Origin of the sequence: Kitasatospora sp. NPDC088861, from assembly GCF_044750105.1 — a bacterium.
In the GTDB taxonomy this organism is placed as follows: Bacteria; Actinomycetota; Actinomycetes; order Streptomycetales; family Streptomycetaceae; genus Kitasatospora.
In genome coordinates, this window is record NZ_JBIVJF010000022.1 from 30,338 (window position 1) to 52,343 (window position 22,006).

General features: G+C 73.6%; 19 protein-coding genes and 1 tRNA gene. 12 read left to right on the top strand and 8 right to left on the bottom strand.

What is annotated here, in order from left to right; genetic code table 11:
- Positions 1–10 precede the first annotated feature (10 nt).
- The 3 genes from ACIP37_RS28540 to ACIP37_RS28550 form a co-directional block, all read right to left on the bottom strand.
- Positions 11–373 (bottom strand): DUF952 domain-containing protein, encoded by a 363-nt coding sequence (locus tag ACIP37_RS28540; protein ID WP_350883713.1) that lies wholly within the window; start codon positions 371–373, stop codon positions 11–13.
- A gap of 79 nt (positions 374–452) precedes the next feature.
- Positions 453–2,000, bottom strand: a complete 1,548-nt coding sequence (locus tag ACIP37_RS28545) for a mucoidy inhibitor MuiA family protein (RefSeq protein WP_400811468.1) — start codon at positions 1,998–2,000, stop codon at positions 453–455.
- A 3-nt stretch (positions 2,001–2,003) separates the two neighbouring features.
- Positions 2,004–4,397, bottom strand: coding sequence for a DUF4139 domain-containing protein (locus ACIP37_RS28550; RefSeq protein WP_400811470.1), 2,394 nt, complete (start codon positions 4,395–4,397; stop codon positions 2,004–2,006).
- 413 nt (positions 4,398–4,810) lie between these two features.
- Here ACIP37_RS28550 and ACIP37_RS28555 point away from each other — a divergent pair, with 413 nt between their 5' ends.
- From ACIP37_RS28555 to der, 4 genes are all read left to right on the top strand, one after another.
- Complete coding sequence (locus ACIP37_RS28555) at positions 4,811–5,896, top strand: prephenate dehydrogenase (protein ID WP_363624126.1); 1,086 nt, start codon at positions 4,811–4,813, stop codon at positions 5,894–5,896.
- 79 nt (positions 5,897–5,975) lie between these two features.
- Positions 5,976–7,070 (top strand): DUF4419 domain-containing protein, encoded by a 1,095-nt coding sequence (locus ACIP37_RS28560; protein WP_400811472.1) that lies wholly within the window; start codon positions 5,976–5,978, stop codon positions 7,068–7,070.
- A 188-nt stretch (positions 7,071–7,258) separates the two neighbouring features.
- Positions 7,259–7,972 (top strand): (d)CMP kinase, encoded by a 714-nt coding sequence (cmk, locus tag ACIP37_RS28565; protein WP_363629139.1) that lies wholly within the window; start codon positions 7,259–7,261, stop codon positions 7,970–7,972.
- Positions 7,973–8,230: 258 nt separating this feature from the next.
- Positions 8,231–9,685, top strand: a complete 1,455-nt coding sequence (der, locus tag ACIP37_RS28570) for a ribosome biogenesis GTPase Der (RefSeq protein ID WP_363587005.1) — start codon at positions 8,231–8,233, stop codon at positions 9,683–9,685.
- Positions 9,686–9,834: 149 nt separating this feature from the next.
- Here der and ACIP37_RS28575 read toward each other — a convergent pair whose 3' ends face one another.
- Together ACIP37_RS28575 and ACIP37_RS28580 are read right to left on the bottom strand one after the other, a co-directional pair.
- Positions 9,835–10,590 carry a hypothetical protein gene (locus ACIP37_RS28575; RefSeq protein WP_363629137.1) on the bottom strand — a complete coding sequence of 252 codons (756 nt, stop codon included), beginning with the start codon at positions 10,588–10,590 and terminating at the stop codon, positions 9,835–9,837.
- A gap of 202 nt (positions 10,591–10,792) precedes the next feature.
- Positions 10,793–11,626, bottom strand: coding sequence for a hypothetical protein (locus tag ACIP37_RS28580; protein ID WP_400811590.1), 834 nt, complete (start codon positions 11,624–11,626; stop codon positions 10,793–10,795).
- A 606-nt stretch (positions 11,627–12,232) separates the two neighbouring features.
- On the opposite strand from ACIP37_RS28580, the gene ACIP37_RS28585 reads away from it, so the two are divergent.
- The 8 genes from ACIP37_RS28585 (at position 12,233) to ACIP37_RS28620 (ending at position 19,961) form a co-directional block, all read left to right on the top strand.
- Entirely contained in the window at positions 12,233–13,042 is an 810-nt protein-coding gene (locus ACIP37_RS28585) for a transglycosylase family protein (RefSeq protein WP_400811475.1), read from the top strand.
- A gap of 332 nt (positions 13,043–13,374) precedes the next feature.
- On the top strand, positions 13,375–13,815 hold the full coding sequence (locus ACIP37_RS28590) for a transglycosylase family protein (protein WP_400811477.1): 441 nt from the start codon (positions 13,375–13,377) through the stop codon (positions 13,813–13,815).
- 106 nt (positions 13,816–13,921) lie between these two features.
- On the top strand, positions 13,922–14,620 hold the full coding sequence (locus tag ACIP37_RS28595; protein WP_363587032.1) for an alpha-ketoglutarate-dependent dioxygenase AlkB: 699 nt from the start codon (positions 13,922–13,924) through the stop codon (positions 14,618–14,620).
- Between the two features lie 235 nt (positions 14,621–14,855).
- Positions 14,856–15,722 carry an acyl-CoA thioesterase II gene (locus ACIP37_RS28600; RefSeq protein WP_363587009.1) on the top strand — a complete coding sequence of 289 codons (867 nt, stop codon included), beginning with the start codon at positions 14,856–14,858 and terminating at the stop codon, positions 15,720–15,722.
- A gap of 275 nt (positions 15,723–15,997) precedes the next feature.
- On the top strand, positions 15,998–16,789 hold the full coding sequence (locus tag ACIP37_RS28605; protein WP_363629134.1) for a DUF1684 domain-containing protein: 792 nt from the start codon (positions 15,998–16,000) through the stop codon (positions 16,787–16,789).
- Between the two features lie 62 nt (positions 16,790–16,851).
- The gene (locus tag ACIP37_RS28610; RefSeq protein ID WP_400811480.1) at positions 16,852–18,261 is read left to right on the top strand and encodes an MFS transporter; all 1,410 of its coding nucleotides are present in this window, start codon (positions 16,852–16,854) and stop codon (positions 18,259–18,261) included.
- A 156-nt stretch (positions 18,262–18,417) separates the two neighbouring features.
- Positions 18,418–18,491: transfer RNA gene (locus tag ACIP37_RS28615), tRNA-Pro, on the top strand.
- 690 nt (positions 18,492–19,181) lie between these two features.
- Positions 19,182–19,961 carry a hypothetical protein gene (locus ACIP37_RS28620; protein WP_400811482.1) on the top strand — a complete coding sequence of 260 codons (780 nt, stop codon included), beginning with the start codon at positions 19,182–19,184 and terminating at the stop codon, positions 19,959–19,961.
- On the opposite strand, the gene ACIP37_RS28625 is transcribed toward ACIP37_RS28620, so the two are convergent.
- The 3 genes from ACIP37_RS28625 to ACIP37_RS28635 form a co-directional block, all read right to left on the bottom strand.
- Positions 19,918–20,622 carry a site-specific integrase gene (locus ACIP37_RS28625; RefSeq protein WP_400811484.1) on the bottom strand — a complete coding sequence of 235 codons (705 nt, stop codon included), beginning with the start codon at positions 20,620–20,622 and terminating at the stop codon, positions 19,918–19,920. The genes ACIP37_RS28620 and ACIP37_RS28625 overlap by 44 nt on opposite strands.
- A gap of 174 nt (positions 20,623–20,796) precedes the next feature.
- Positions 20,797–21,018: a hypothetical protein gene (locus ACIP37_RS28630; protein WP_400811486.1), complete on the bottom strand. Its 222-nt coding sequence runs from the start codon at positions 21,016–21,018 to the stop codon at positions 20,797–20,799.
- Between the two features lie 602 nt (positions 21,019–21,620).
- Entirely contained in the window at positions 21,621–21,911 is a 291-nt protein-coding gene (locus tag ACIP37_RS28635; protein WP_400811488.1) for a transposase, read from the bottom strand.
- Between the last annotated feature and the right edge of the window lie 95 nt (positions 21,912–22,006).

A 22,006-nucleotide genomic window follows, 5' to 3' on the forward strand; every position in this document is an offset into this window, starting at 1 on the left:
GGGTCGGGCGTCAGCTCCAGGGGGTGAGGGCGGCCCAGCGGCCGTCCGGGCCGCGTTCGACCTTCAGCAGGCCCTTGACGGCGGAGCGGTTGAGTCGTCCGTAGACGTGCGGGAACAGCAGGCCGGGGGTGGCCCCGGGCGGCGGTGCGCCGTGCGGGGCCTCCCACTTGACCATCGGTTCCACCTGTGACTCCTCGATCAGCAGTGCCATCAGCGGGTCGGGAGTGTCGGCGAAGAAGGCGTTGGCCACCGCGAGCGCCGTCTGTTCGTCCGCCGAGCAGTGGATGAACCCGTCGGTGAGCAACGACGCGGTGGTGTACGGCCGACCGGGGTCGGACAGCCAGTCGTCCAGGGGTGCGAGGTGGAGGATCATGTTCCTGTTCTACCCGGTTTGGTCCTGAGCGGTCGTCACGAGCGGACCGGTGTTCAGACGGCGGCGGAGGCCGGGCTCCTCAGAGTCCGGCGACCTTGGCGGTGGCGGAGACCTCGTAGACCAGCGTGACCGTCCGACGGGCGCCGGGCCCGAGCGGGACGTCCCAGCGGAGGATGCCCTCGGCGTCGAAGGCGTCCGGCGACGGGGAGCACTCCTCCTTGCGCAGCCGCACCTCCACCGCCGACACCTCGGAGACCGGCACCCGCTCGCGGACCGCGACGACCTGCTCGTCCCGCTCCTCCGGGCCGGAGAAGCGGGAGAGGTGCAGCCGCACCGTCCGGGTGGTCGTCTGGCGGCCGGTGAGCCCGGCGGTGGCCTGGCGTTCCTCGGCCTCGCGGACCACCCGGTAGCCGTCCGAACTGCCGAACGCCAGCTCGGCGTCGGCCCCGGCGGCGGTGAAGCCCAGCTCGCCCCGGCCGGTGAAGCCGCTGCCGCGGACCAGTTCGACCGGACCCGCCAGCAGCGGGTGCCCGGCCGTGTTGCGGAACCGGACCACCTGGGTCACCAGCGGGGACAGCTCCGGCGCGCACGCGTACTCGCTGCTCGCCTGCCCGGTGAAGGCGCCGAGCGGCACCCGGTGCGCCCGGCCGTCGGAGGGCACGGTGGCCGGAGCGGGCGCGGGCAGCACCCGGACCTCCCCGCCGTCGTCCACCCCCGGTACCCCGGCGGCCGGGCCGAGCGCGCTGATCGCCTCCTCGCGCAGCTCCACCTCGACCGTGCGGCGCTCCTCCGCGGTGCGCTCGCGCAGCATCAGGACGTCCTCGGCGACGGCGGGCGGGTCGGTGGCGAGGGCCGAGCGGGCGGTGGAGAAGGTGAGCCGGACGCCGGTCCAGTCCTCGCCGGTGCGCTGCCAGACCACCGCCTCCGACTCCAGCCGCAGGCTCCCGCCGTCCAGGGTGGCCCGGTACGAGGGACGCCAGAGGGCGCACGGCACCAGATGGGTGACGGCCAGCCCGCTTGGGCCGGGCTGCGCCGCCTCGACGGTGAGCTCCAGGTGGGCGACCAGTTCGGCCGGTTCCTCCTCGGCCTGGTCGAGGGTGAGCAGGGCCTGCGAGCGCTCCTGGTCCAGGCGGCGCAGCCGGGAGTGGGTGGTCCGCAGCTCCTCGCCGTGGCGCTCGCGTTCGGCGTCCACCCGGTCCAGTTCGCGGGCCCAACGGGTGCGTTCGAGCTCGCCGATCCCGGCGCCCTCGCCGATCTCGCGCAGCAGGTCGGCGGAGAGCTGGGCGAGCAGTGCCAGCCGGGCCTCCAGGCGGGCGCGGGTCTGGTCGGCGAGGCGGCTCGCGGTCTCCAGCTCGTGCAGCCGGTGGCGCAGCCGGGAGTCCTCCGGGCCGGGCGGCAGCGGGGCGCGTGGGATCCAGTCGCGGACGATCCGGGCGTCCAGCACGCGGGTGCCGGGGGCGGTGGTCTCGGCGCGCAGGGTGCGGTCGACGGCGAGCGCGGTGAGCGGGCCCAGTCGCAGCCGCTGGACGCCTGCGGTGAGGTTGACGGTGGTGGTGCGTTCGACCTGGCTGCGGTCCTCCAGGCAGGTGACGGCGGTGACGGGGAGGGGGATGGTCGTTCCGGTCATCGTTCAGTTCCTCCGGTTTCCACCGACGATGGCCTTTCCGGCCGGGATCTTGATCTGGTAGCCGCCGTCCAGCTCGGTGCGGCCGCCGGGCGGCAGCTCGACCCGCCAGAGCCGGGTGCTGGGCGGGCAGTCCGGCGTGGAGACCGCCGGGGCCTGCCAGTCGGCCCGCTCCTCGATCCGGATCTCGGCGTCGGAGGTGACCGGCACGCGCTCGCGGACCTCCACGGTGACGGTGCGGCCGAGCCGGTTCGCCAGCTGGACGCGCACCCGGTGGTCGAGCACGGTACTGCTGCTCAGCATGCCCGCGGTGGACTCGTGCAGCTCGGTGCGGCGCGCCACCTCGATGCTCTCGGTGACCCCGATGCCCAGGCTCCGCAGCCCGCCCGGGGCGAGGGTGGGCAGGGCGGCGGTGAGCAGGAACTCGTCGTCGACGGTGACCTCGACCGGGCCGGCCAGCACGGCGCGGTCGGTCCGGTTGGCGAGCACCAGGGTGGCGTACACCTTCTCTTCGACGGCGGGGACGGTGACGTACTCCGGGCGGACGGACACCGGGATCTCGTCGATCGTGACGGTGTGCCAGGTGCCGTCGGACGGGATGTCGGCGGGGGCGGCGGAGTCGAAGCGGTGATCGAAGGAGCCCGCCGACTCGCGGGGCGGGATGGCGTGCCGGGGGAGTGCCAGATGGCGGACCCGCTCGCCGCCGGTGTCACCCGGGGGCATCGCCGCCGGCCCGTAGTGGTCGGCCTGCTCGGCCTGGGGGCGCAGGGTGCCGCGGTGGGCGGCGGGTGCGTCGGGGCCGGCCAGGACGAGGCCGGGGTAGTCGAGCAGGGAGGCGTCCGGGGCGAAGCCGGTGCCGGGGGCCTCGGTGCCGCCGCCGCTTCGGCGGGAGCGGCGGGCGAGCGGGTGCAGGTCCGGCGGGGGCGCGCCGCCCGGTGCCACGGGGGCGGGCGGCGGCGCGGGGGCCTGGGGCATCGAAACCTGGGGCATCGAAACCTGGGGCATCGAGGCTTGGTACATCGAGGCTTGCGGCAGGGGGGCTTGGGGCATCGGGGCGGCGGCGGGTGCACCGCCGTATCCGGCGAAGCCGCTCGGGGCGGGCGGGGGCTCCGGTACGGGTTCGTCGATGTCCAGGGTGCCGCCGCGCCCGGTGGGGGCGGCCAGCCGGGCGGCGTCGGCCACGAGGCCGGCGTCGGCGGGCCGGGCGCCCCCGAGGCGGTTGAGCCGGGCGGCGGATCCGTACGGGCCGGGGGCCGAGACGGCGAGCGGGGCCTTGCGGCGCGGGGCAGGGCGGGCTCCGGCTCCGGCGTCGTCGTAGCCGGTGAAGAGGTCGGCCAGGCCGGCCGGGGGCTCGCGCCAGCCGGACGGCGGCGGGGCGGGCTGGCTGCGGCCGATCCGCAGCGAGCGGAGCCGGGGCAGGTCGGTGCGGCGGTCGAGGTCGGCGGTGGAGAGGGCGAGCCGGACGCCGGTCCAGTCCTCTCCGGTCTGCTGGGCGACGGAGGCGCGCAGGACGAGTCGGCCGGTGTCGGCGCCCTGGCGGTAGGAGAGGCGGTAGGCGGGCGCCCAGCGGGCGGCGGGGACGCCGTACTCCAGCTCGATGTCGAGCCGGGCGGGGGGCTTCTCGGGGGCTGGGGCGACGGGTTCCCCGGCGGATTCCGGGGCGGATTCCATGGTGGGTTCCATGGTGGGTTCCGGGGCGGGCTGTGCGGAGAGCGCCGAGGCCTGCGCGGTGGTGAGGGTGAGCAGGACGGTGGCGGCGGTCCCGACCGGGTGGGCGGGGCCGGCCGTGGATGCGCGGTCCAGCCGGTCGGCGGCCAATTCGCGCTCGTGGTCCGCGAGTTCGACTTCCTTGGTGAGCTCCTCGGCGCGTCGCTGGAGCCGGGTCAGGCGCTCGTCGACGAAGTCGGCCAGCTCCAGCCAGGCGTCGGCGGGCGTCCGCCGCAGCGGTTCCTCGGGCCGCCGCTGCGGTGGTACGGCGCGCAGGGCGGAGGTCTCGGCGATCGCGGTCAGGACCAGTCGGCGGCGCTCGGTGAGTGCGCCCTGGCGCTCCATGGCCTCGTCCAACTCGCGGCGGAGCCGGGGGAGTTCGGTCGGCTCGTGGAACTCGGCGAGCAGCTCCAGCCGGGCCTCGGTGACCGCCGTCCCGCTCGGGCCGTCGAGCACCCGGGCGCGCAGCGAGCGGCCGTCCAGGGAGGAGGGCAGACCGGTCAGCCGCAGCCGGCCGTCGGCCGGGAGCGGGACGCTGGCCCGGCGGCGGCACACCGCGCCCTCGGCGTAGACCACGACGGAGTCCAGGACCGACGGGTGGGCGGGGACGGCGGGGGGTTTCGGGGGCCCGGCCTCGCCGACGTGTCGGGCCTCGCCGTTCTGCTGATCGTCGCCGCTGTGCTGATCGTCCATGCGCAATCCCTTCGTTCGCGTGCCGTGTTCCGCGTGTCGCCCGCGCCGTGCCCGGGCGGCCAGTCTGCCCCGCTTCGGTGCGGGCGTCGCCGGATTTCGCGGGGTGCGGCGTGTGTGCCCGTTGGCGGGTCTGGCGGTCTGGCGGTCTGGCGGTCTGGCGGTCTGGCGGCCTGGCGCGTTCGCGGTCCTGTGGTGCCCGCCGTGTCCGGCGTGCCTCCGCATGGTGTGGGACGGGGGCGGGGCCGCCGTGGTTGCCCAGCGGGTGGGCGGTGGGGGCGTGGGTGGGGCGGATGCGAGAGGATGGGGCGCGGGTGTTCCCGGCCGGTGCCGGGGCGCCGACCGGACCGAGAACCGGCGAGGTCGGGCAGCCCGGAACGCGAAGCCCGAGAATTCGAGAAGGAGCGCGACCCGCCATGCGCACTGCCGTCGTCGTCGGTACCGGACTGATCGGCACCTCCGCCGCGCTCGCCCTGGCCGGCCGCGGGCTGACCGTCCATCTGGAGGACGCCGACCCGGACGCCGCCCGGACCGCCGCCTCGCTCGGCGCCGGCATCACCGAGCCGGCCGACGGCCCGGTCGACCTGGCGATCATCGCCGTGCCGCCCGCCCTGGTCGGCAAGGTGCTCGCCGACTGCCAGCGCCGCAACCTGGCCCGCTGGTACACCGACGTCGCCAGCGTCAAGGCCGGCCCGCGCATCGAGGTCGCCGCGCTCGGCTGCGACACCGTCCACTACATCGGCAGCCACCCGATGGCCGGCCGCGAGCGCTCCGGCCCGCTGGCCGCCCGCGCCGACCTGTTCGAGGGCCGCCCCTGGGTGCTCACCCCCACCGACGACACCGACACCGAGACGCTCAACGCCGCCCTGGAACTGGTCGCGCTCTGCGGTGCGATGCCGATCGTGATGGACGCGACCGCGCACGACCGGGCCGTCGCCCTGGTCTCGCACGCCCCGCAGCTGGTGTCCTCGCTGGTCGCCGCCCGGCTGGAGCACGCCGACGAGACCGCCATAAGGCTCTCCGGGCAGGGTGTCCGGGACGTCACCAGGATCGCCGCCTCCAACCCCGGCATGTGGGTCGACATCCTCTCCGCCAACGCCGGCGCGGTCGCCGACATCCTGGAGGAGGTCGCCTCCGACCTCGGGGAGACCGTCACCGCGCTGCGCGCCCTGGACGCCCCCGAGGAGGGCGAGCGCCGGGCGGGCGCGGCCGGGATCGAGGCGGTCATGCGGCGCGGCAACACCGGCCAGGCCCGCATCCCCGGCAAGCACGGCGCGCCGCCCACCCGGTACGAGACGGTGGCCGTGGTGCTCGGTGACCAGCCCGGCGAGCTGGGCCGGCTGTTCGGCGAGGTCGGCGCGGCCGGGGTCAACATCGAGGACGTCGTCATCGAGCACTCGACCGGCCAGCAGGTGGGCTTCGTCCAGCTGTCGGTGGCGCCCGGGGCGGTCAAGCCGCTCACGGTGGCGCTGCGGGCGAGCGGGTGGAGCGTCCGGGACTGATCGGGCTGCGGGGGCCGGTCGGCTTCTGGGACTTCGGTTGAGCGGTTCGGTCGAGCGGTTCGGTTGAGGGGGAGCAGGGATGATCATCGAGTTGCCGCTGGGCGAGACCCGGCACGGGTCCTACGGCCGGCCGGTGGACCTGGGGAACGAACGGTTCCTGCGGGCGGTGGTGGGTGGGGACTTCCGGATCCACCACCGCAGCGTCGAAGCGCTGGTCGAACTGCCCCGGCCGACGCCGCCGGACCCGGAGTCCACCGAGCCGGAGCCGACCTGCAGCCTGCTGGTGCGGGCGGTCCACGCCGCCTTCGCGGAGCACCTGCCGCTCAGCCTGTCGCCGGACGTGCTCTGGTACGCGGTGGTGCACGAGGTGGCCGTGCACGCGCGGATGTACGCGCCGAGGTACCGGGCGCTGTTCGGCGGTGCCGAGGGACGCCGGGAAGCGATCGTGGTCCGCGACGACGCCCTGGCGGCGCCCGGCCCGGACTGGTCGCGGTCGGTCCGGCTGGTGCGGGAGCCGCTGGCGGCGGCGGTCGGGGCCGAACTGGTGGAGCTGTTCCAGCCGGCGTTCTCGACGACCACGCCCGACGACGCCTCCTCCGCGCTGGTGGCGCTGATGGACGTGGTCAGTCCCTACTACGCCTTCCGCTGGGAGACCCGCTGTGGCATCCCGCGGATCCGGCTGGAGGGCACGGTCGAGGACTGGGCGCTGCTGGTGGCGCGGGTCGCCGGGCTGGCGGAGCGCTTCGACTGGCTGGCGCCGTGGTTCGCCGAACTGCGCCCGGTGCTCGACGAGATCGCGGCGACCGCGGCGGGCGGGACGGTCGACGACGAGTTCTGGCGCTCGCTCTTCAAGTGGCGGTCGATGTCCGGCGGCCCACGGGTGACCGGCTGGCTCACCGCCTTCCTCGCGCACACCCAGACCCCCGACGGGCCCCGGCTGCGCCAGTCCTTCGGCTGGCGGGAGGCGGACGCCAACCCGTACCACCGGGACTCCTTCGCGGTGAACGACTTCCCCTCGCACGTCTCCAAGGTGCCGTTCGTCTGGGACCACCTCGGCCGCGAGATCCCGATGGCCTTCACCGCCGGCATCCTCGGCATCGAGTGGGACGGGGAGTACCTGCGGCCCCGGCTGGGCAACGCCGTCCTGCGGATCCTGGGCCCCGACCAGGGCTGATACCGGGGCCGATATCGGCGCTGATACCGGGGCTGTACCGGAGCCAAGGGGGCCGGCAGGGGGCTGGCACTGGGCTGATCGGGTGGCGGAGTGGGTAGGGCGGCGGTCCATTAACCTTGAGGGAGACAACCCCCTGCCGTCTGCCTCCCCAGGCCCCGGCTTTCACGCCCAGAGAGAGGTTCGGCCCCGTGGACACTGCCGACCGAGCGCACGCCCCGGTCGTCGTCGCGATCGACGGACCCTCCGGTTCGGGCAAGTCGACCGTCTCGCGGGCGGTGGCGGCCCAGCTGGGCCTGAGCTTCCTGGACACCGGAGCCATGTACCGGGCGATGACCTGGTGGATGCTGGCCAACGACGTCGCCGTGGCCGACCCGGAGGCGGTGGCCGTCGCGTGCGGCAAGCCGGTGATCGTGTCGGGCACGGACGCGGACGGTCCCACCATCACGGTGGACGGCCAGGACGTCTCCGGACCGATCCGCGGCCCCGAGGTGACGGCGCAGGTCAGCGCCGTCTCCGCGGTGCCGGCGGTGCGCTCCCGGCTGGTGGAGCTGCAGCGCGGCTGCGCCGAGGTCGCCGAGCGCGGCATCGTCGCCGAGGGCCGGGACATGGGGACGGTGGTGTTCCCGAACGCCACCGTCAAGGTGTTCCTGACCGCCTCCGAGCAGGCCCGGGCCGAGCGCCGGGCGGCCGAGCTGCGCGCCAAGGGCGTCGACGAGGCGACCATCACCGCGATGGCCGCCGACCTCGCCCGCCGGGACGCCGCGGACTCCTCCCGGAAGACGGCCCCGCTGGCCCAGGCCGCGGACGCCGTCCTGGTGGACACCAGCGAGCTCACCCTGGAGCAGGTGATCGACCGGATCGCCGCGCTGGTGGAGGAGCGGGCCGGGATGTCGTCGGTCTGAGAGGACGGACAGGCCTGAAGGGACGGACCGGTCTGAAGGACGGACCGGTCTGGACGGCCACAATGGTCTGAACGGCAGGAACGGCAGGAACGGCAGGAACGGTCTGAACGGCCGGAACAACCGGAATGGCCGGAACGGCCGAATGAGCTGCGGTGCCGCCGAGGTGCCGCGGAGAAAACCATCGCGCTGCCCCGAGCGGGGCAGGTACGCACGGCGCGCCCCTGGGAAGGGCCGCGCCGGGAAACGGAACAGACGAACATGACCGCAGAGCACTCCGACACCGGCCACGGTGGACTGGACGCCGCCGACTACGCCGAGTTCATGGCCATCGCCGCCGAGGAAGGCTTCGACGTCGACGGCGTGGACGGCTTCGACGGCGCCGAGCACGTACCGCTGCCGGTGCTGGCCGTCGTCGGCCGCCCGAACGTCGGCAAGTCGACCCTGGTGAACCGCATCATCGGCCGCCGTGAGGCCGTCGTCGAGGACAAGCCGGGCGTCACCCGCGACCGGGTCACCTACGAGGCCAGCTGGAACGGCCGCCGCTTCAAGGTCGTCGACACCGGCGGCTGGGAGATCGACGTCCTCGGCATCGACGCGATGGTGGCCGCGCAGGCCGAGCTCGGCATCGAGCAGGCCGACGCGGTGCTGTTCGTGGTCGACGCCACCGTCGGCGCCACCGACACCGACGAAGCCCTGATCAAGCTCATCCGCCGGGCCGGCAAGCCGACCGTGCTGTGCGCCAACAAGGTCGACGGCCCGTCCACCGAGGCCGAGGCCGCCTACCTGTGGTCGCTGGGCCTGGGCGAGCCGTACCCCGTCTCCGCGCTGCACGGCCGAGGCTCGGGCGACCTGCTCGACGCCGTCATGGACGCGCTGCCCGAGGCCCCGCCGCAGACCTTCGGCGACGCCGCCCCCGGCGGCCCGCGCCGCATCGCGCTGATCGGCCGCCCGAACGTGGGCAAGTCCAGCCTGCTGAACAAGGTCGCCGGCGAGGAGCGGGTGGTCGTCAACGAGCTGGCCGGCACCACCCGTGACCCGGTCGACGAGATGATCGAACTCGCCGGCAAGACCTGGAAGTTCGTCGACACCGCCGGCATCCGCCGTCGCGTCCACCTGACCGCCGGCGCCGACTTCTACGCCTCGCTGCGGACCTCCGCCGCGCTGGAGAAGGCCGAGGTCGCGGTCGTCCTGGTCGACGCCAGCGAGACCCTCGCCGAGCAGGACACCCGGATCATCTCGATGGCCGTCGAGGCCGGGCGCGCCGTCGTCATCGCCTACAACAAGTGGGACCAGATGGACGAGGAGCGCCGCTTCTACCTGGAGCGCGAGATCGAGCGCGACCTCGTCCAGGTGCAGTGGGCCCCCCGGGTCAACGTCTCGGCCAAGACCGGCCGGCACATGGAGAAGCTCGTCCCGGCGATCGAGACCGCGTTGGAAGGCTGGGAGACCCGCATCCCGACCGCGCGGCTGAACGCCTTCCTCGGCGAGCTGGTGGCCGCCCACCCGCACCCGATCCGCGGTGGCAAGCAGCCGCGCGTCCTGTTCGGCACCCAGGCGGGCATCCGTCCGCCGCGGTTCGTGCTGTTCGCCTCGGGCTTCCTGGAGGCCGGCTACCGGCGCTTCATCGAGCGCCGGCTGCGTGAGGAGTTCGGCTTCGTCGGGACGCCGATCTCGATCTCGGTGCGGGTCCGGGAGAAGCGCAAGAGGAAGTAGGACGTCGTGATCCACCGGCAGTAGTCGGTGGGTGCCGGCAGCAGGTGTGGGCGAGGGCCCCGTCACGGTGGTGGCGGGGCCCTCGTCGCGTGTACGGGGTCGTGCGGGCGCTGTGCGGGCGCCGTGGGGGTGGTGCGCAGGCGGGCGGTTCAGTGGTGGTCGCCGTTGCGGCCCGGGGGGAGGGAGAGCATCTGGCGGTGGCGGCCGCCGGTGGGTGCGGCGGTGGCGACGCCGGTGGCGGTGCCCATGGCCGGGGCGGGGGCCGGGGGCGGCGCGGGCATCGCGTGCGGGATCGGGCCGAGGTAGCCGGCGGCCACCCAGCCCTGGCCGTTGGTGAACTGGGGCGGCGGGGGCGGGGTGTGCTGAGGGGCGGTGGCCGCCGGGGCGGCCTGGCCGAAGCCGTCGCTGGTCGGGGCGGCGGGCTCGGCGTGCGGGTGCGGCTGAGGGGCGCTGTGGCCGGTGTGGCCCATCGCGCCGTGATGGGTGTGGCCGGTGGCGTTGTGGTGGGTGTGGCCGGTGGCGCCGTGGCCGGAGTGCCCGGTGGCGCCGTGGTTGGCGGCGTGCCCTGCGGAGTGGCCGTGCTGCTGGCTCGGCATGTACTGCGGCAGGCCGGGCGCCTGTCCCCCGTAGCTGTGGAAGGCCTGGTGCTGGGGCGGGTACGGGCGCGGTTCGCCGAGCACCGGGTAACCGTCGCGGACTGCGAAGCCGGTGAACTTCAGGTCCTCCTCGCCCGAGCGGTCGCCCGGGAGCGCGCGGAACAGCCGCCGGTACTCGGAGTACAGCTCGTCGTAGATCGGCGTCGTCGAGTGCGGGTGCTCCGCGTCGTACGACGGGCGCATGCCGGGGATCGAGCGGGGGGCGGTGGTGGACCGGCCGGGGGACGCGGAGACGTCGTAGCTGTACACACAGGGGCCAACGAGTGAGGGGGCACAGGGATGCGGGGTTGCCGGGGCCCGGCCGGAAGGCGGCTTGTGCCGAGGGGGAGGCCGCCTTCCGGCGGGTGCGGAGCCCGGGCGTGGAGCCCGGGTGCCGGCGGGTTGGGGCGCGGCTGGGGCTGGGGCTGGGGCTGGGTCGGGCGCGCGCTGCTGGGGCTGGGTGCCGAGGGGCTCAGGTGCCGGCGAGGGGGAGGGAGGCGGCGACCACCTGGCCCAGTGCCACCGCCCGCTCCAGCGCCTGGCGGAGCAGGTCCTCGCGCGGCTGACGGCCCACCATCCCGGCCGGGACGGCGTACATGGTGACCTCGGAGAGCTGGCTCGCGGCCATCCGCCAGGCGTCGGTGACCTGGAGCGGCTGGTGCGCCTGCCACCAGCCGGTGCTGCCGCCGGCGGCAGCGGGCTGCAGGATCGCGTGCAGCTTGCCCATCGCCACCAGGACCGACCAGCCGCCCAGTTGGTCCGGGGTCTCGTCGAGGTCGGTGATGGCCTGGAAGCCGGCGTCCTGGAGCAGGTCGAGGAACTCGTCCTCGCCCGAGGTGCTGCCGGGGCGCCCGACCGGACCGGTCGGCTCGACGACCAGCGAGGCGTGCCCGACCTTGCCGTGCAGCACCAGCCCGCAGGTGATGCCGAGGATGGCGGCCTGGCCCGGCGCGCTGGGCTGGAGGGTGGGGGCGGTCGCCGGGGTCGGCGCGGGAATGGGCACCAGCGGGTGCGCGGGCGCGGCCGGGGCGCCGGTCTGGGCCTGGCTGATGCTGCGGACGGCGCCGACCAGTTGCTCCTCGGCCACCGGCACCACCTGGGACGGGATGCAGCGGGCGTGGGCGAAGGCGAGTACGGCGGTCTCCTCGCCGACGAACAGGACGGTGCTGGTGGGCTCCGCGTGGGTGTCGCCGGAGGTGCGGCAGGAGGTGCATTCGTAGCTGTCGGGTGCGCGGTCGCCGCCGAGGAGGCGGTCCGCCTCGTCGTCGCCGATCTCGGACCGGACCTCGTCGCTGACGTCGAGCATGCGCGGCACGGGTTCTCCTCTTGGTGGGTGCGGTTGGCGGTCGGGGGGCGGGTACGGGGAGGTCGCCATGACCAACGGGCCCTTGTGTCAGGCGTCACGGGTGGTCGACGAGGCTGACGGGAATTGCCTCTGATCCGACCGCGCCGCGTGTTCTCGTGGTCGCAATGTGTCGATGTCGGTGGCAGGCCTGCCGGAATGAAGCCGTGAGGTGAGTCACGCCGCCGTGATGTTTGATCTACGAATCGACGGCTAAAACGGGCATTTCGGGCGAGATTGTGCGGTCATTACCGCCGGTAACCCTTGGCTGAGCTGGGCAGACCGGTGGAGTTTTGGTTTCCCCGCCGACCGGCTCGTAGCTTCATTGGCGGCGCAACGAGCGCCACCCGGGTTCACCCCCGACGCACCGCCCCTCCGGCTTCCCGCCGGATGCGGCAGGTGCCCGCCGACGCGATCGCTCGAACAGGTCGCCGGTGAGCGGCTGGGTGGCCGGGGCGGCAAGCGGCACGTCCGACACGTGCACGGTCGCCCGATGGACGCGGCAAGTGAACGCGGCCCTCTCCAGGGCCTGGTTCCGCATGCCCGCCCGGGGCTTTCGAGAGGAACCCCATGACCTTCCGTCACGAGACCGCCGCTGCCACCACCTCCACGGCCACCAAGCGCAACCGCGTCCGGATGGCTGTCGTGGCGGGCGCCGCTGTCGCGGCCCTGCCGGTGGCCGGCCTCGTCACGGCCACCTCGGCCTCCGCCGCCTCCGTCTCCACCTGGGACTCCGTCGCCCAGTGCGAGAGCGGCGGCAACTGGGCCATCAACACCGGCAACGGTTTCTACGGCGGACTGCAGTTCACCTCCAGCACCTGGGCCGCCTTCGGCGGCACCGCCTACGCCTCGCAGGCCAACCAGGCCACCAAGGCGCAGCAGATCGCCGTCGCCGAGAAGGTCCTCGCCTCGCAGGGCCCGGGCGCCTGGCCCGTGTGCTCCGTCAAGGCCGGCCTGACCAAGGGCGGCGCCCCGGCGGCCGTCGACACCTCGGCCGGTTCGACCGCCGCCAAGCCGGCTGCCCCGGCCGCCAAGCCGGCGCAGACCCAGGCCCCGAAGGCCGCCGCTGCCCCGAAGGCCGATGTCGCGCCGAAGGCCGCCGCCCCGAAGGCCGCCGCTGCGCCGAAGGCTGACGTCGCGCCGAAGGCCGCGCCGAAGGCCGCGCCGAAGAACGACGCCGCCAAGGGCGCCAAGGGCTGGACCGGCTCGAACGACGCCAAGCCGGCCAAGGGCGACAGCTACACCGTCAAGTCCGGTGACACCCTGAGCTCGATCGCCGCCGCGCAGGGCCTGGACTGGCACGACCTGTACAAGAACAACGCCAAGGTCATCGGTGGCAACCCCGACCTGATCCTCCCGGGCCAGACCCTGAGCGTCTGATCAGTTGAGCCTCTGAGCCTCTGAGCCTCTGAGTGTTTGAGCAGCTGAGCGTTTGACACCGGCTCTCCGGGGTCTGCCGCCTGATGTCGGGTGTCCGACGTCCCCGGCCTGAGCTCGGTTCAGCGGGCCTCCCGGCCCCGGCGCTGTGCTGACACCACGGCCGCTTCTCCGCTGTGCGGGGGAGCGGCCGTTGGCGTTTCCGGTGCTTCTGGCGTCTCTGGTGTTTCTGGCGCGTTCGGCGCGTTCGGAGTGTCGTTGGGGAGGGTCGTGCGGCGACCAGCCTAGGGTCGGCTGCTGTGCTGCCTCCGTGTGACGAGCGTATGTGCCGGGTCGTGCTTCGGCTGGGCGTCGCCGTGGTGCTGCTGGCGGGGTCGGCGGCGATCCCCTGGGAGCGGGCCGGTGCGGCGGTCCGGGTCGCGGACGTCGTGTGGGACGGCCTCGCCGAGTGCGAGAGCGGCGGCGACTGGCAGGCCGACACCGGCAACGGCTACTACGGCGGCCTGCAGATCTGGCCGCCCACCTGGGAGGTCGCCGGAGGCTTGCGCTTCGCCGACCGGCCGGACCACGCGAGCCGCCGGGAGCAGACGACGGTCGGCGAGGAGATCCTCCGACGGCAGGGCTGGGAGGCGTGGCCGGACTGCGCGCGGGAGCTGGGGCTGATCGGCGGATCGCCGGCCCCCGGCGGCAGCCCGACCTCCGGCGGCAGCCCGACTCCCGGTGGCGGTCCGCCCCCCGGTGGCGGTCCGGGCTCCCGAGACCGGCCGGGTTTCTGAGGCTGGCCGGGTTTGTGAGGCCGACAGGGATTCTGAGGCCGGCCGGGCTTCGGCCGTGGCGGTGCGGGAGGATGGTGGGGTGATCCAGGGCGAACTGTTCGGTGACCTGCCCGGTGCCGTCCCGGCCGGCCGGTCGGGGTCCGCTGCCGCGCGCGGGCGCGCCGAGCCCGCCCCCGGTGCCGTCCTCCTCCCCGGCTGGCTGGACGCCGATGCCCAGCTGCGCCTGGTCGCCGCCTGCCGGGAGTGGGCCCGCCCACCGGCCGGCCTGCACGCCGTGCGGATGCCCACCGGCAGAATGATGTCCGTACGGATGGTCAGCCTCGGATGGCACTGGTATCCGTACGGTTATCGGAGGGACGCGGAGGACGGCACGCCCGTCAAGCCGTTCCCGCCCGAACTCGACCGCCTCGCCCGCCGGGCCGTCGCCGACGCCTACGGGACGGACGCCCGGCAGATCGCCGGCGCCGCGTCGTACGAACCCGACATCGCGATCGTCAACCACTACCCGCACGGCGCGAAGATGGGCCTCCACCAGGACCGCGACGAGCGGACCGACGCGCCCGTGGTCTCGCTCTCACTCGGCGACGCCTGCGTGTTCCGGCTCGGGAACACCGAGACCCGGACCCGCCCGTGGACCGACCTGGAGCTGCGCAGCGGGGACCTGCTGGTGTTCGGCGGCCCGGCCCGGTTCGCTTACCACGGCGTGGTGCGCACGCTGCCCGGCACGGCGGATCCGGCGCTGGGTCTGGTCGGCCGACTCAACATCACCGTGCGGCAGTCGGGGCTGGCGGCGGGGGAGGCCTGAGTCCGGGTGGGCGTTCGTTCGTCCGTCCACCTGGCGGCCGCTCGTCCGCTCTCCCCCTACTGCTCGCTCGCCGCTCGCTTACTCGTTCGAGTGAATCGGCTCCTTCGGCCCGGTGGGCGGGAATGACCCCGGTCGCCGGAGAATTCGAGTGGGTTGGAGAATTCGATCAGGACGGGCACCGGAGCCGGGCGGAAGACCTCCGCCGGGGCCGTGGGCCTGGAGAGGAAGCGCACGCATGGGTACCCCCGTCGACGACCTTGTCGACCTGCTCGACCTGGAGCAGATCGAACTGAACATCTTCCGCGGGCGCAGCCCCGAGGAGGCGCTGCAGCGGACGTTCGGCGGCCAGGTCGCCGGGCAGGCGCTGGTCGCGGCCGGGCGCACGGTGGACGGCGACCGTCCGGTCCACTCGCTGCACGCCTACTTCCTGCGCCCCGGGGTGCCCGGCGTGCCGATCGTCTACCAGGTCGACCGGATTCGCGACGGCCGCTCCTTCACCACGCGCCGGGTGCTCGCCATCCAGGGCGGTCGGTCGATCTTCGCCCTCACCGCCGACTTCCACCGCCCCGAAGAGGGCGGCATCGAGCACCAGCACCCCATACCGGACGTCCCCGCGCCCGAGGACCTGCCCAGCGCTCTGGAGGAGGTCGGCTCCCGACTCGGCGAACTCCCCCCGTTCATCAGCCGCCGCCAGCCCTTCGACATCCGCTACGTTGACCGGCTGCGCTGGACGAAGGAGGAGCTGGCCGGGGTCGAGGCGCGCAGCGGCGTCTGGCTGCGGACGGACGGCCCGCTGCCGGACGACCCGCTGATCCACGTCTGTGCCCTCACCTACGCCAGCGACATGACGCTGCTCGACGCCGTCCGCGCCCCCGTCGAGCCGCTCTGGGGCACCCGGCATTTCGACATGGCCTCGCTGGACCACGCGATGTGGTTCCACCGCCCGTTCCGTACGGACGACTGGCTGCTGTACCAGCAGGAGTCCCCGATCGCCCACGGCGCGCGCGGCCTCGCGCGCGGGCAGATCTTCGACCGGAGCGGGCGGCTGGTGGTGTCGGTGGTGCAGGAGGGGCTGTTCCGGCCGCTGGGCGCCGGCAGCTGACGGGGCGGGCGCGTGGGTGCGTCGGGTGCCGGGTGCCGGGTGCCGGGTGCCGGGCGTCGGGCGTCGGGCGTCGGCCGAGTGGGCCGGCCTTCGTCCTGGCGGGCGTCGTGTCCGTGGTGTTGCCGTCGTGACGCCGTGTTGCCGTACGGTGGCCGCCCTGTGGCGGTTCCGGCAGGCGGGAATGATCCGTCCGGGTGCGCGGCGTTGTGGTGGGTGACCGAGTTGGACGGCCCGAACAGCGGGCCGTCCGAGAACCGCAGTGGGAGGGTGTACCGATGACGGCGACGGCCGCGGAGGACTGGAAGCACTGGAGTGACGGCCGGGCGGCATCGGTGAGCGCGCCACACGGCCAGCTCGCACTCACCGGCACGCACTGGTTGGAGCCCGAACCCGCCGAGATCGTCGGCCTGCCCGGGCGCTGGTGGGCCGACGCCGAGGGCGTCCGGGTCCGGGCGGCGGCCGCGGACGACATCACCGTCGGCGGCGCCGACGGCCCGGTCGACGGCGAGGCGCTGCTCCGCCCCGACACCGATCCGGCCGCCGACACCGCCACCCTCGGCGACGTCCTGCTCGTCCCGATCGAGCGCGAGGGCGAGCTCGCCCTGCGGGTCTTCGACCCGGCCGCGCCGCGCCGGACGGCCTTCGCGGGCATCTCCGCCTACCCGTACTCGCCGGAGTGGGCCGTCCCCGCCGTCTTCACCCCGTTCGAGCAGGACGGCGCCCAGTCCGTGCTCGTCCCCAACGCGGACGGCAAGGAGCGCCCGCTCGCCGTCACCGGACAGATCGCCTTCACCGTCGCCGGCGAGCACCGCGAGCTGACCGTCAGCCGCTCCGGCGACCGCCTCACCGGCGTCATCGCGGACGCGACCAGCGGCATCGACACCTACCGGTTCCGCTTCATCACCCTCCCCGCCCCGGACGCGGACGGCCGCACCGTCCTCGACCTCAACCGGGCCTACCTGCCGCCGTGCGCCTTCGCGGACCACTTCATCTGCCCGTTCCCGCCGCCGGGCAACCGGCTCGACTTCGCGGTGGAGGCAGGGGAGAAGCAGGTCCTGACCAGGTAGGACGGGCCGCTGCCCGGCCCCGGTGCGGGGAGCGGGGAGGCCGGGGCGGACCATGGAGGGTTGTGTCGACCAATCATCCTGCCAATCCCGCCCCGGCGTCCGATCCCGCCCCGACGCCTGCCCCTGCCCCGGCGCCCACCCCTGCCCCGGCGTCCGATGCCGCCCCGGCCACCGCCGCTGTTCCGGCGGAGGAGTCACCCTCCGACGCCTCCTCTCCGCCGGCCGGAACCGAGGCCCTCCCCTGGTACCGGCGGGCCTTCGCCGACCTCAGCCCACTGCGAGACCACCCCGACTACCGCCGGGTCTGGTTCGGGCAGGCGGTCTCCTCCATAGGCCAGCAGATGACGGCCGTCGCCGTCTCCGTCCAGGTCTACGACGAGACCGGCTCCGCCTTCGCGACCGGCCTGGTCGGCCTCTTCTCCTTCTTCCCGCTCGTCGCCTTCGGCCTCTACGGCGGCGCGATCGCCGACACCGTCGACCGGCGCAAGCTCGGCCTGATCGGTTCGGCCGGGCTCGCCGCCGTCTCCGCCGTCCTCGCCGTGCAGGCACTGGCGGGCCTCGGCCAGGTCGCCGTCCTCTACGCCGCCGTCGCCGCCCAGGCCGGCTTCTTCGCCCTCAGCTCGCCCGCCCGCTCCGCGATGATCCCCCGGCTGGTCCCCAGCCACCAGCTCCCCGCAGCGAACGCGCTGAACACCGTCAGCATGAACCTCGGCCTCACCGTCGGACCCATGATCGGCGGCGTCCTCATCGGCGCCTACGGAACCCAGGCCGCCTACCTGGTCGACACCGTCGCCTTCGCCGGCACCCTCTACGCGATGTGGCGGCTGCCCGCCATGCGCCCGCTCGGCGACCGCAAGGGCCGCGCCTCCGTCCTCGACGGCCTCCGCTTCCTGCGCGAGCAGCCCAACCTGCGCACCAGCTTCCTCGCCGACCTGGCCGCGATGATCTTCGGCATGCCGCGCGCCCTCTTCCCCGCCATCGCGGTCACCTTCTACGGCGGCGACGCCCGCACCGTCGGCCTCCTGGTCGCCGCCCCCGCCGTCGGTGCCCTCACCGGCGCCCTCTTCTCCGGCTGGGTCGGCCGCATCCACCGCCAGGGCGCCGCCGTCCTCGTCGCCGTCGCCGCCTGGGGCCTCGCCATCGCGGCCTTCGGCGCCCTCCACAACCTCTGGCTCGGCCTCCTCCTGCTCGCGGTCGCCGGCTGCGCCGACACCGTCAGCATGATCTTCCGCAACACGATGATGCAGGTCGCCGCCCCCGACGAGATGCGCGGCCGCCTCCAGGGCATCTTCATCGTCGTCGTCGCCGGCGGCCCCCGCCTCGGCGACTTCGAGTCCGGCGCCGTCGCCGCCCTCACCAACCCCGCCACCTCCGTGATCACCGGCGGCCTCGCCTGCGTCGCCGCCGTCGTCCTCCTCGCCGCCCGCCGCCCCGCCTTCCTCACCTACGACGCCCGCCACCCCACCCCCTGACCCACCCCGACCCGCCCCTGACCCGCCCACCCCCAACCCGGCAGCGAGCACCCCTCCACGTGCTGTATTGTTTTCCACGTCGCCGGGACAACCGGAGACAAGGTCGAGAAGCCCACAGCAGAGCCCCCCAGGCCCCGCTACCGGGCACCGAGACCACGGGACGTGGCGCAGCTTGGTAGCGCACTTGACTGGGGGTCAAGGGGTCGCAGGTTCAAATCCTGTCGTCCCGACTTGCGTAACCGCAGGTCGGAGGCCGTTCTCATCTGAAGATGGGGACGGCCTTTTTGTGCGTGTCTCGGGGTAGTGGTCGCAGGGTGGTCGCACCTCGTCCGGCCGTGGAGCGCAGCCGGGCGCGGGCTGACCTAGTCAACTCGCCGCTGTATGGCTGGAGTTAGCGCACATGGCCCGATCGGCGGCCGGATCGTTAACCACTCACGACGTCCTGTGGAGGGTGACCCCGTGGCGCGGGGTTGACGCGGCCGGGCGTGAGCATCGTTCAATTTATGCGCCTCCTTCCGCTCTGTCCGCATTTTCCGGATCGGATGTCGGTGCGGGGGCGGCCTCGCAAGGCGGAGGTTTGCGACCACCATGCGACCACCACGCAGGCGGGAGCCGCCCTGGCCGGGTGGTCCTCCTTGCTGGGGCGCAAAGGGGCCCGGCAGGCCGTGGGCTTCGGGAGACGTTGTGCTGAGGGGTGGAGCGCGCCTGGTGCGGCTGGGGCAGATCTTCGGCGATGACGTGCCCCTGGGTGCGCTGGGTTCTCTCCTCCTGGACTGCTACAGCGTCCCCGGGAGCCAGGCTGTGCTTCACGGCGACCTGGCATGCCGCCAGTTGGGCCGGGTGCGCGGCTGCGCCGTGTTGGGCTCGCGGCCGGGCCGTTGTGCGGGTCCTGCGCGTGGATGTTGCCGGCGGACCATCCCGTGAGCGAGTTCGCGGTCGCGGTGGCAGGGCTGAGAACTCCCGCAGTGGTGCCGGGCGCCGGCGCGCCGGCGGGTCCGGTGCCGACACCAGGGCCTGCGGGCGCTGAGCCCACCCAGGCGGTGCGGGTGTGGCGGCGCGCGCAGACGCGCACGCTCGAGGGCTTCGCGGCCGCTGCCGCTTTCCCTTGGCTGGAGCCCTGGGTAGGGCCCAGGCTGTCCGCGCTGACCGGCGCGGTCGAGCAGGCTCGCGGAGCGGTTGCCCGCCGTGTTGACCCGCGCGAACTGCTGACGGCTGCCTGCGTGGCGGCCCTGCCCGTGCCGGTCGGGCTGCGGGAAGGGCTGCCGGCGTGTGTGGGGAGTTGGGGGGTCGACGGGGAGTGGCTGCTGCTGGAGGCGTGGATGCGCGGGCAGAGCGCCTGCGCCGAAGGCGAGGCGCCGGTGGCGGACTGCGTGCGGGCGGCGTCCGCAGCGGTCTACGAAGCGTTCGGCAGACGGCGCAAGGCGCGTGATGAGGCGCTGGACAACGTCCAGCGCCTCATCACGGCCTCGACCGACCAGGCATGGCGGCTCGCTGAAGAGGAGTACGCCGGGCCCGGACACCTGGTTCAGATGGCGCTCCCGCTACTTGAGAAGGAGCCGTTCACCGGTCGGGAGCACGATTTCCTCACCTTCTGGCAGGCCGAGGTGATAGCGGCCCACCAGACCGGTGTCGACTGGCTGGCTGGCCAGGCCTCGCTCACCGTCCCCCAGGCGGTGGCCGATCTGCTCCTGGGCAGCTGACACCCGGGCCGGTCAAGCAGCGTGGCGGGGCTGGAAACCGGCAATCCTCAAGGTCCGTGGCGGCCAGTTCGTAGGCATGGGCGAGCGCGTTGACCGCGTCGTCCGTAGCGTGCTTGAGCAGGTGCCCATAGATGTTGATGGTCGTCGCGATGGTCGAATGCCGCAGCGCCTTCGACACGATCGCGATGGACACCCCGGAGGTGATCATGATGGTCGCCACCGTGTGCCGCAGATCGTGAATCGTGATCTGCGGCAGCCCGGCCTCGGCCTGGCGGCGGCGCAGCTGGTCCAGGAGGTACTGCGGGTGCAGCGGGGCTCCGTCGACGTCCGCGAAGACGAGTCCACGCAGTGGTGCTCCCGGAGGGAGCAGGGACTGCTGGTGGTCGGCTTGGCGCTGCAGCGCGGCCAGGACCCGCGGGTTGGCGCTGACCCAGTTCCTGCTCGCCTTGGTCTTCGGCGCGCACAGGTGCAGTTCGTTGTTGTCGATGGTGGCCAGCGTCCAGCGGACGAAGATCTTGCGCTCCATGAAGTGGACGTCCTCCCAGTGCAGCCCCAGCGCCTCCCTGCGCCGCATCCCGGTTCCCAGCATCACCTCGAACACGTCGGCGACCTGGTCGCGGTAGTACAGCTCGTTGTGACGCAGGAACGCCGCCGCCTGCACCGCGGTCCAGCACAGGCGCTCGGCCGCCGCCGGCCGCGCGCCGATGGCACCCTCGGCCGCGTTGTAGCCGATCAGACGTTCCTTGTGGACGGCATGATTCAGGGCACTGCGCAGCGTCGCCCCGAGCCGGTAGACCGTCGGCGCGCCGCGGCCCTGATCCCGCAGGTTGGCCTGCTAGGCGGCGACGTGCCGGGAGCGCAGGTCTTTCAGCCGCATCCGGCCGAACACTGGAAGAAGCTCCTGGCGGACGCACTTGCCGTAGGAGGCCGCAGTGGACGGCTTGAGCGTCCGCTCCTTCAACGCCACCCACTCCAGCAGGAACGCACCGACCGTCAGCTTGCGGTCCTCGAACACGCCCGTCGCCTCCGCGTTCAGCACGCACTGCAGTGCGTACACGGCATCCTCCCGTGACCCGTAACCGCTGCGCCGCCGAGTACTTCGCCCCTCCCCGTTCGTCGGCATGTTCACCGCGTACGCCCAACTCCCGTGCAGGTCATCCGCCGCCAGTCGCGGGCAGCGCGCCCCGGTCGGACGTCGATCCGCGCCCCGGCAGCCACAGCGCCGATAGACCCGCCCACGCTCGAACTCAGCCGCAGTGCTCACCATTGAACTTTCCCTTCACGCAAGCAACTTCCGCCACATGCATGCCCGCCAAGCAGCCACGAAGTCGCACCGAGTAAAGGGACCCGAAGCACACCCACAGCGCACGACACGGTGCTCACCCCAATCCGACTCGGAGCCAGGGTTGACCCGGCGGCGCTGGGTGCGCGCTCTGCCAATCTCGTGGGCGTAGCCGCAAGAGGCGACGCATCTGGGCACGTCGGGCTCAGGGGCAGCTGCTGCTCGGGCTCGTTGGCCCCCTCTCCGGCTGACGTGGTGCTCGCGCGGACCGGGTGGGCGACGGACTTCGGGCCGGGGATCTCGTGACGGGGGTCGCGGGGGCATGCAGCCCGGCGTGGCCACCGAACGCCTACCTCCGCAGGACCGCCTACACGGTGTCACCGAATGGCGGGGCAGCTGGGCTGGTCGATACGGCGCTGGTGCTCCAGCGGGCTCGGGAAGAAGGAGCCAGCGTGGATCCTGGGGATGGCCAGTTCCAGGTGGCCGGCCTGAGTGGTCAAGGGCTTGTCCCAGCGACGGTTGCGCCAGGCGGTGATGCGGGCCTCGGTGTGTTCGCCCCGCTCCGCGCCGATCCGGGCGGTGGCCTCGGCCTCGATGCGTTCCTGCAGGATCCGCTGGGCGAGAGTCCTGATCAACTCGATTCCGTCCGCTGTACGCAGTGACTCCATGAGACGGAGTAGGGCAGGCTAGGAAAAGGCCATCTCGCACCTCTCCCTTCAACGAGCACCAACTCGGAGAATTGCGCGGTGGCTGCTTCATGACC

Bases quoted from the DNA above. Each gene is read 5' to 3' on its own strand.
- ACIP37_RS28600 (WP_363587009.1), top strand. From the start codon at position 14,856: ATGGGTACCCCCGTCGACGACCTTGTCGACCTGCTCGACCTGGAGCAG.
- ACIP37_RS28560 (WP_400811472.1), top strand. From the start codon at position 5,976: ATGATCATCGAGTTGCCGCTGGGCGAGACCCGGCACGGGTCCTACGGC.
- ACIP37_RS28585 (WP_400811475.1), top strand. From the start codon at position 12,233: ATGACCTTCCGTCACGAGACCGCCGCTGCCACCACCTCCACGGCCACC.
- ACIP37_RS28605 (WP_363629134.1), top strand. From the start codon at position 15,998: ATGACGGCGACGGCCGCGGAGGACTGGAAGCACTGGAGTGACGGCCGG.
- ACIP37_RS28550 (WP_400811470.1), bottom strand. From the start codon at position 4,397: ATGGACGATCAGCACAGCGGCGACGATCAGCAGAACGGCGAGGCCCGA.
- ACIP37_RS28555 (WP_363624126.1), top strand. From the start codon at position 4,811: ATGCGCACTGCCGTCGTCGTCGGTACCGGACTGATCGGCACCTCCGCC.
- ACIP37_RS28635 (WP_400811488.1), bottom strand. From the start codon at position 21,911: ATGGAGTCACTGCGTACAGCGGACGGAATCGAGTTGATCAGGACTCTC.
- der (WP_363587005.1), top strand. From the start codon at position 8,231: ATGACCGCAGAGCACTCCGACACCGGCCACGGTGGACTGGACGCCGCC.
- ACIP37_RS28545 (WP_400811468.1), bottom strand. From the start codon at position 2,000: ATGACCGGAACGACCATCCCCCTCCCCGTCACCGCCGTCACCTGCCTG.
- ACIP37_RS28540 (WP_350883713.1), bottom strand. From the start codon at position 373: ATGATCCTCCACCTCGCACCCCTGGACGACTGGCTGTCCGACCCCGGT.
- ACIP37_RS28580 (WP_400811590.1), bottom strand. From the start codon at position 11,626: ATGCTCGACGTCAGCGACGAGGTCCGGTCCGAGATCGGCGACGACGAG.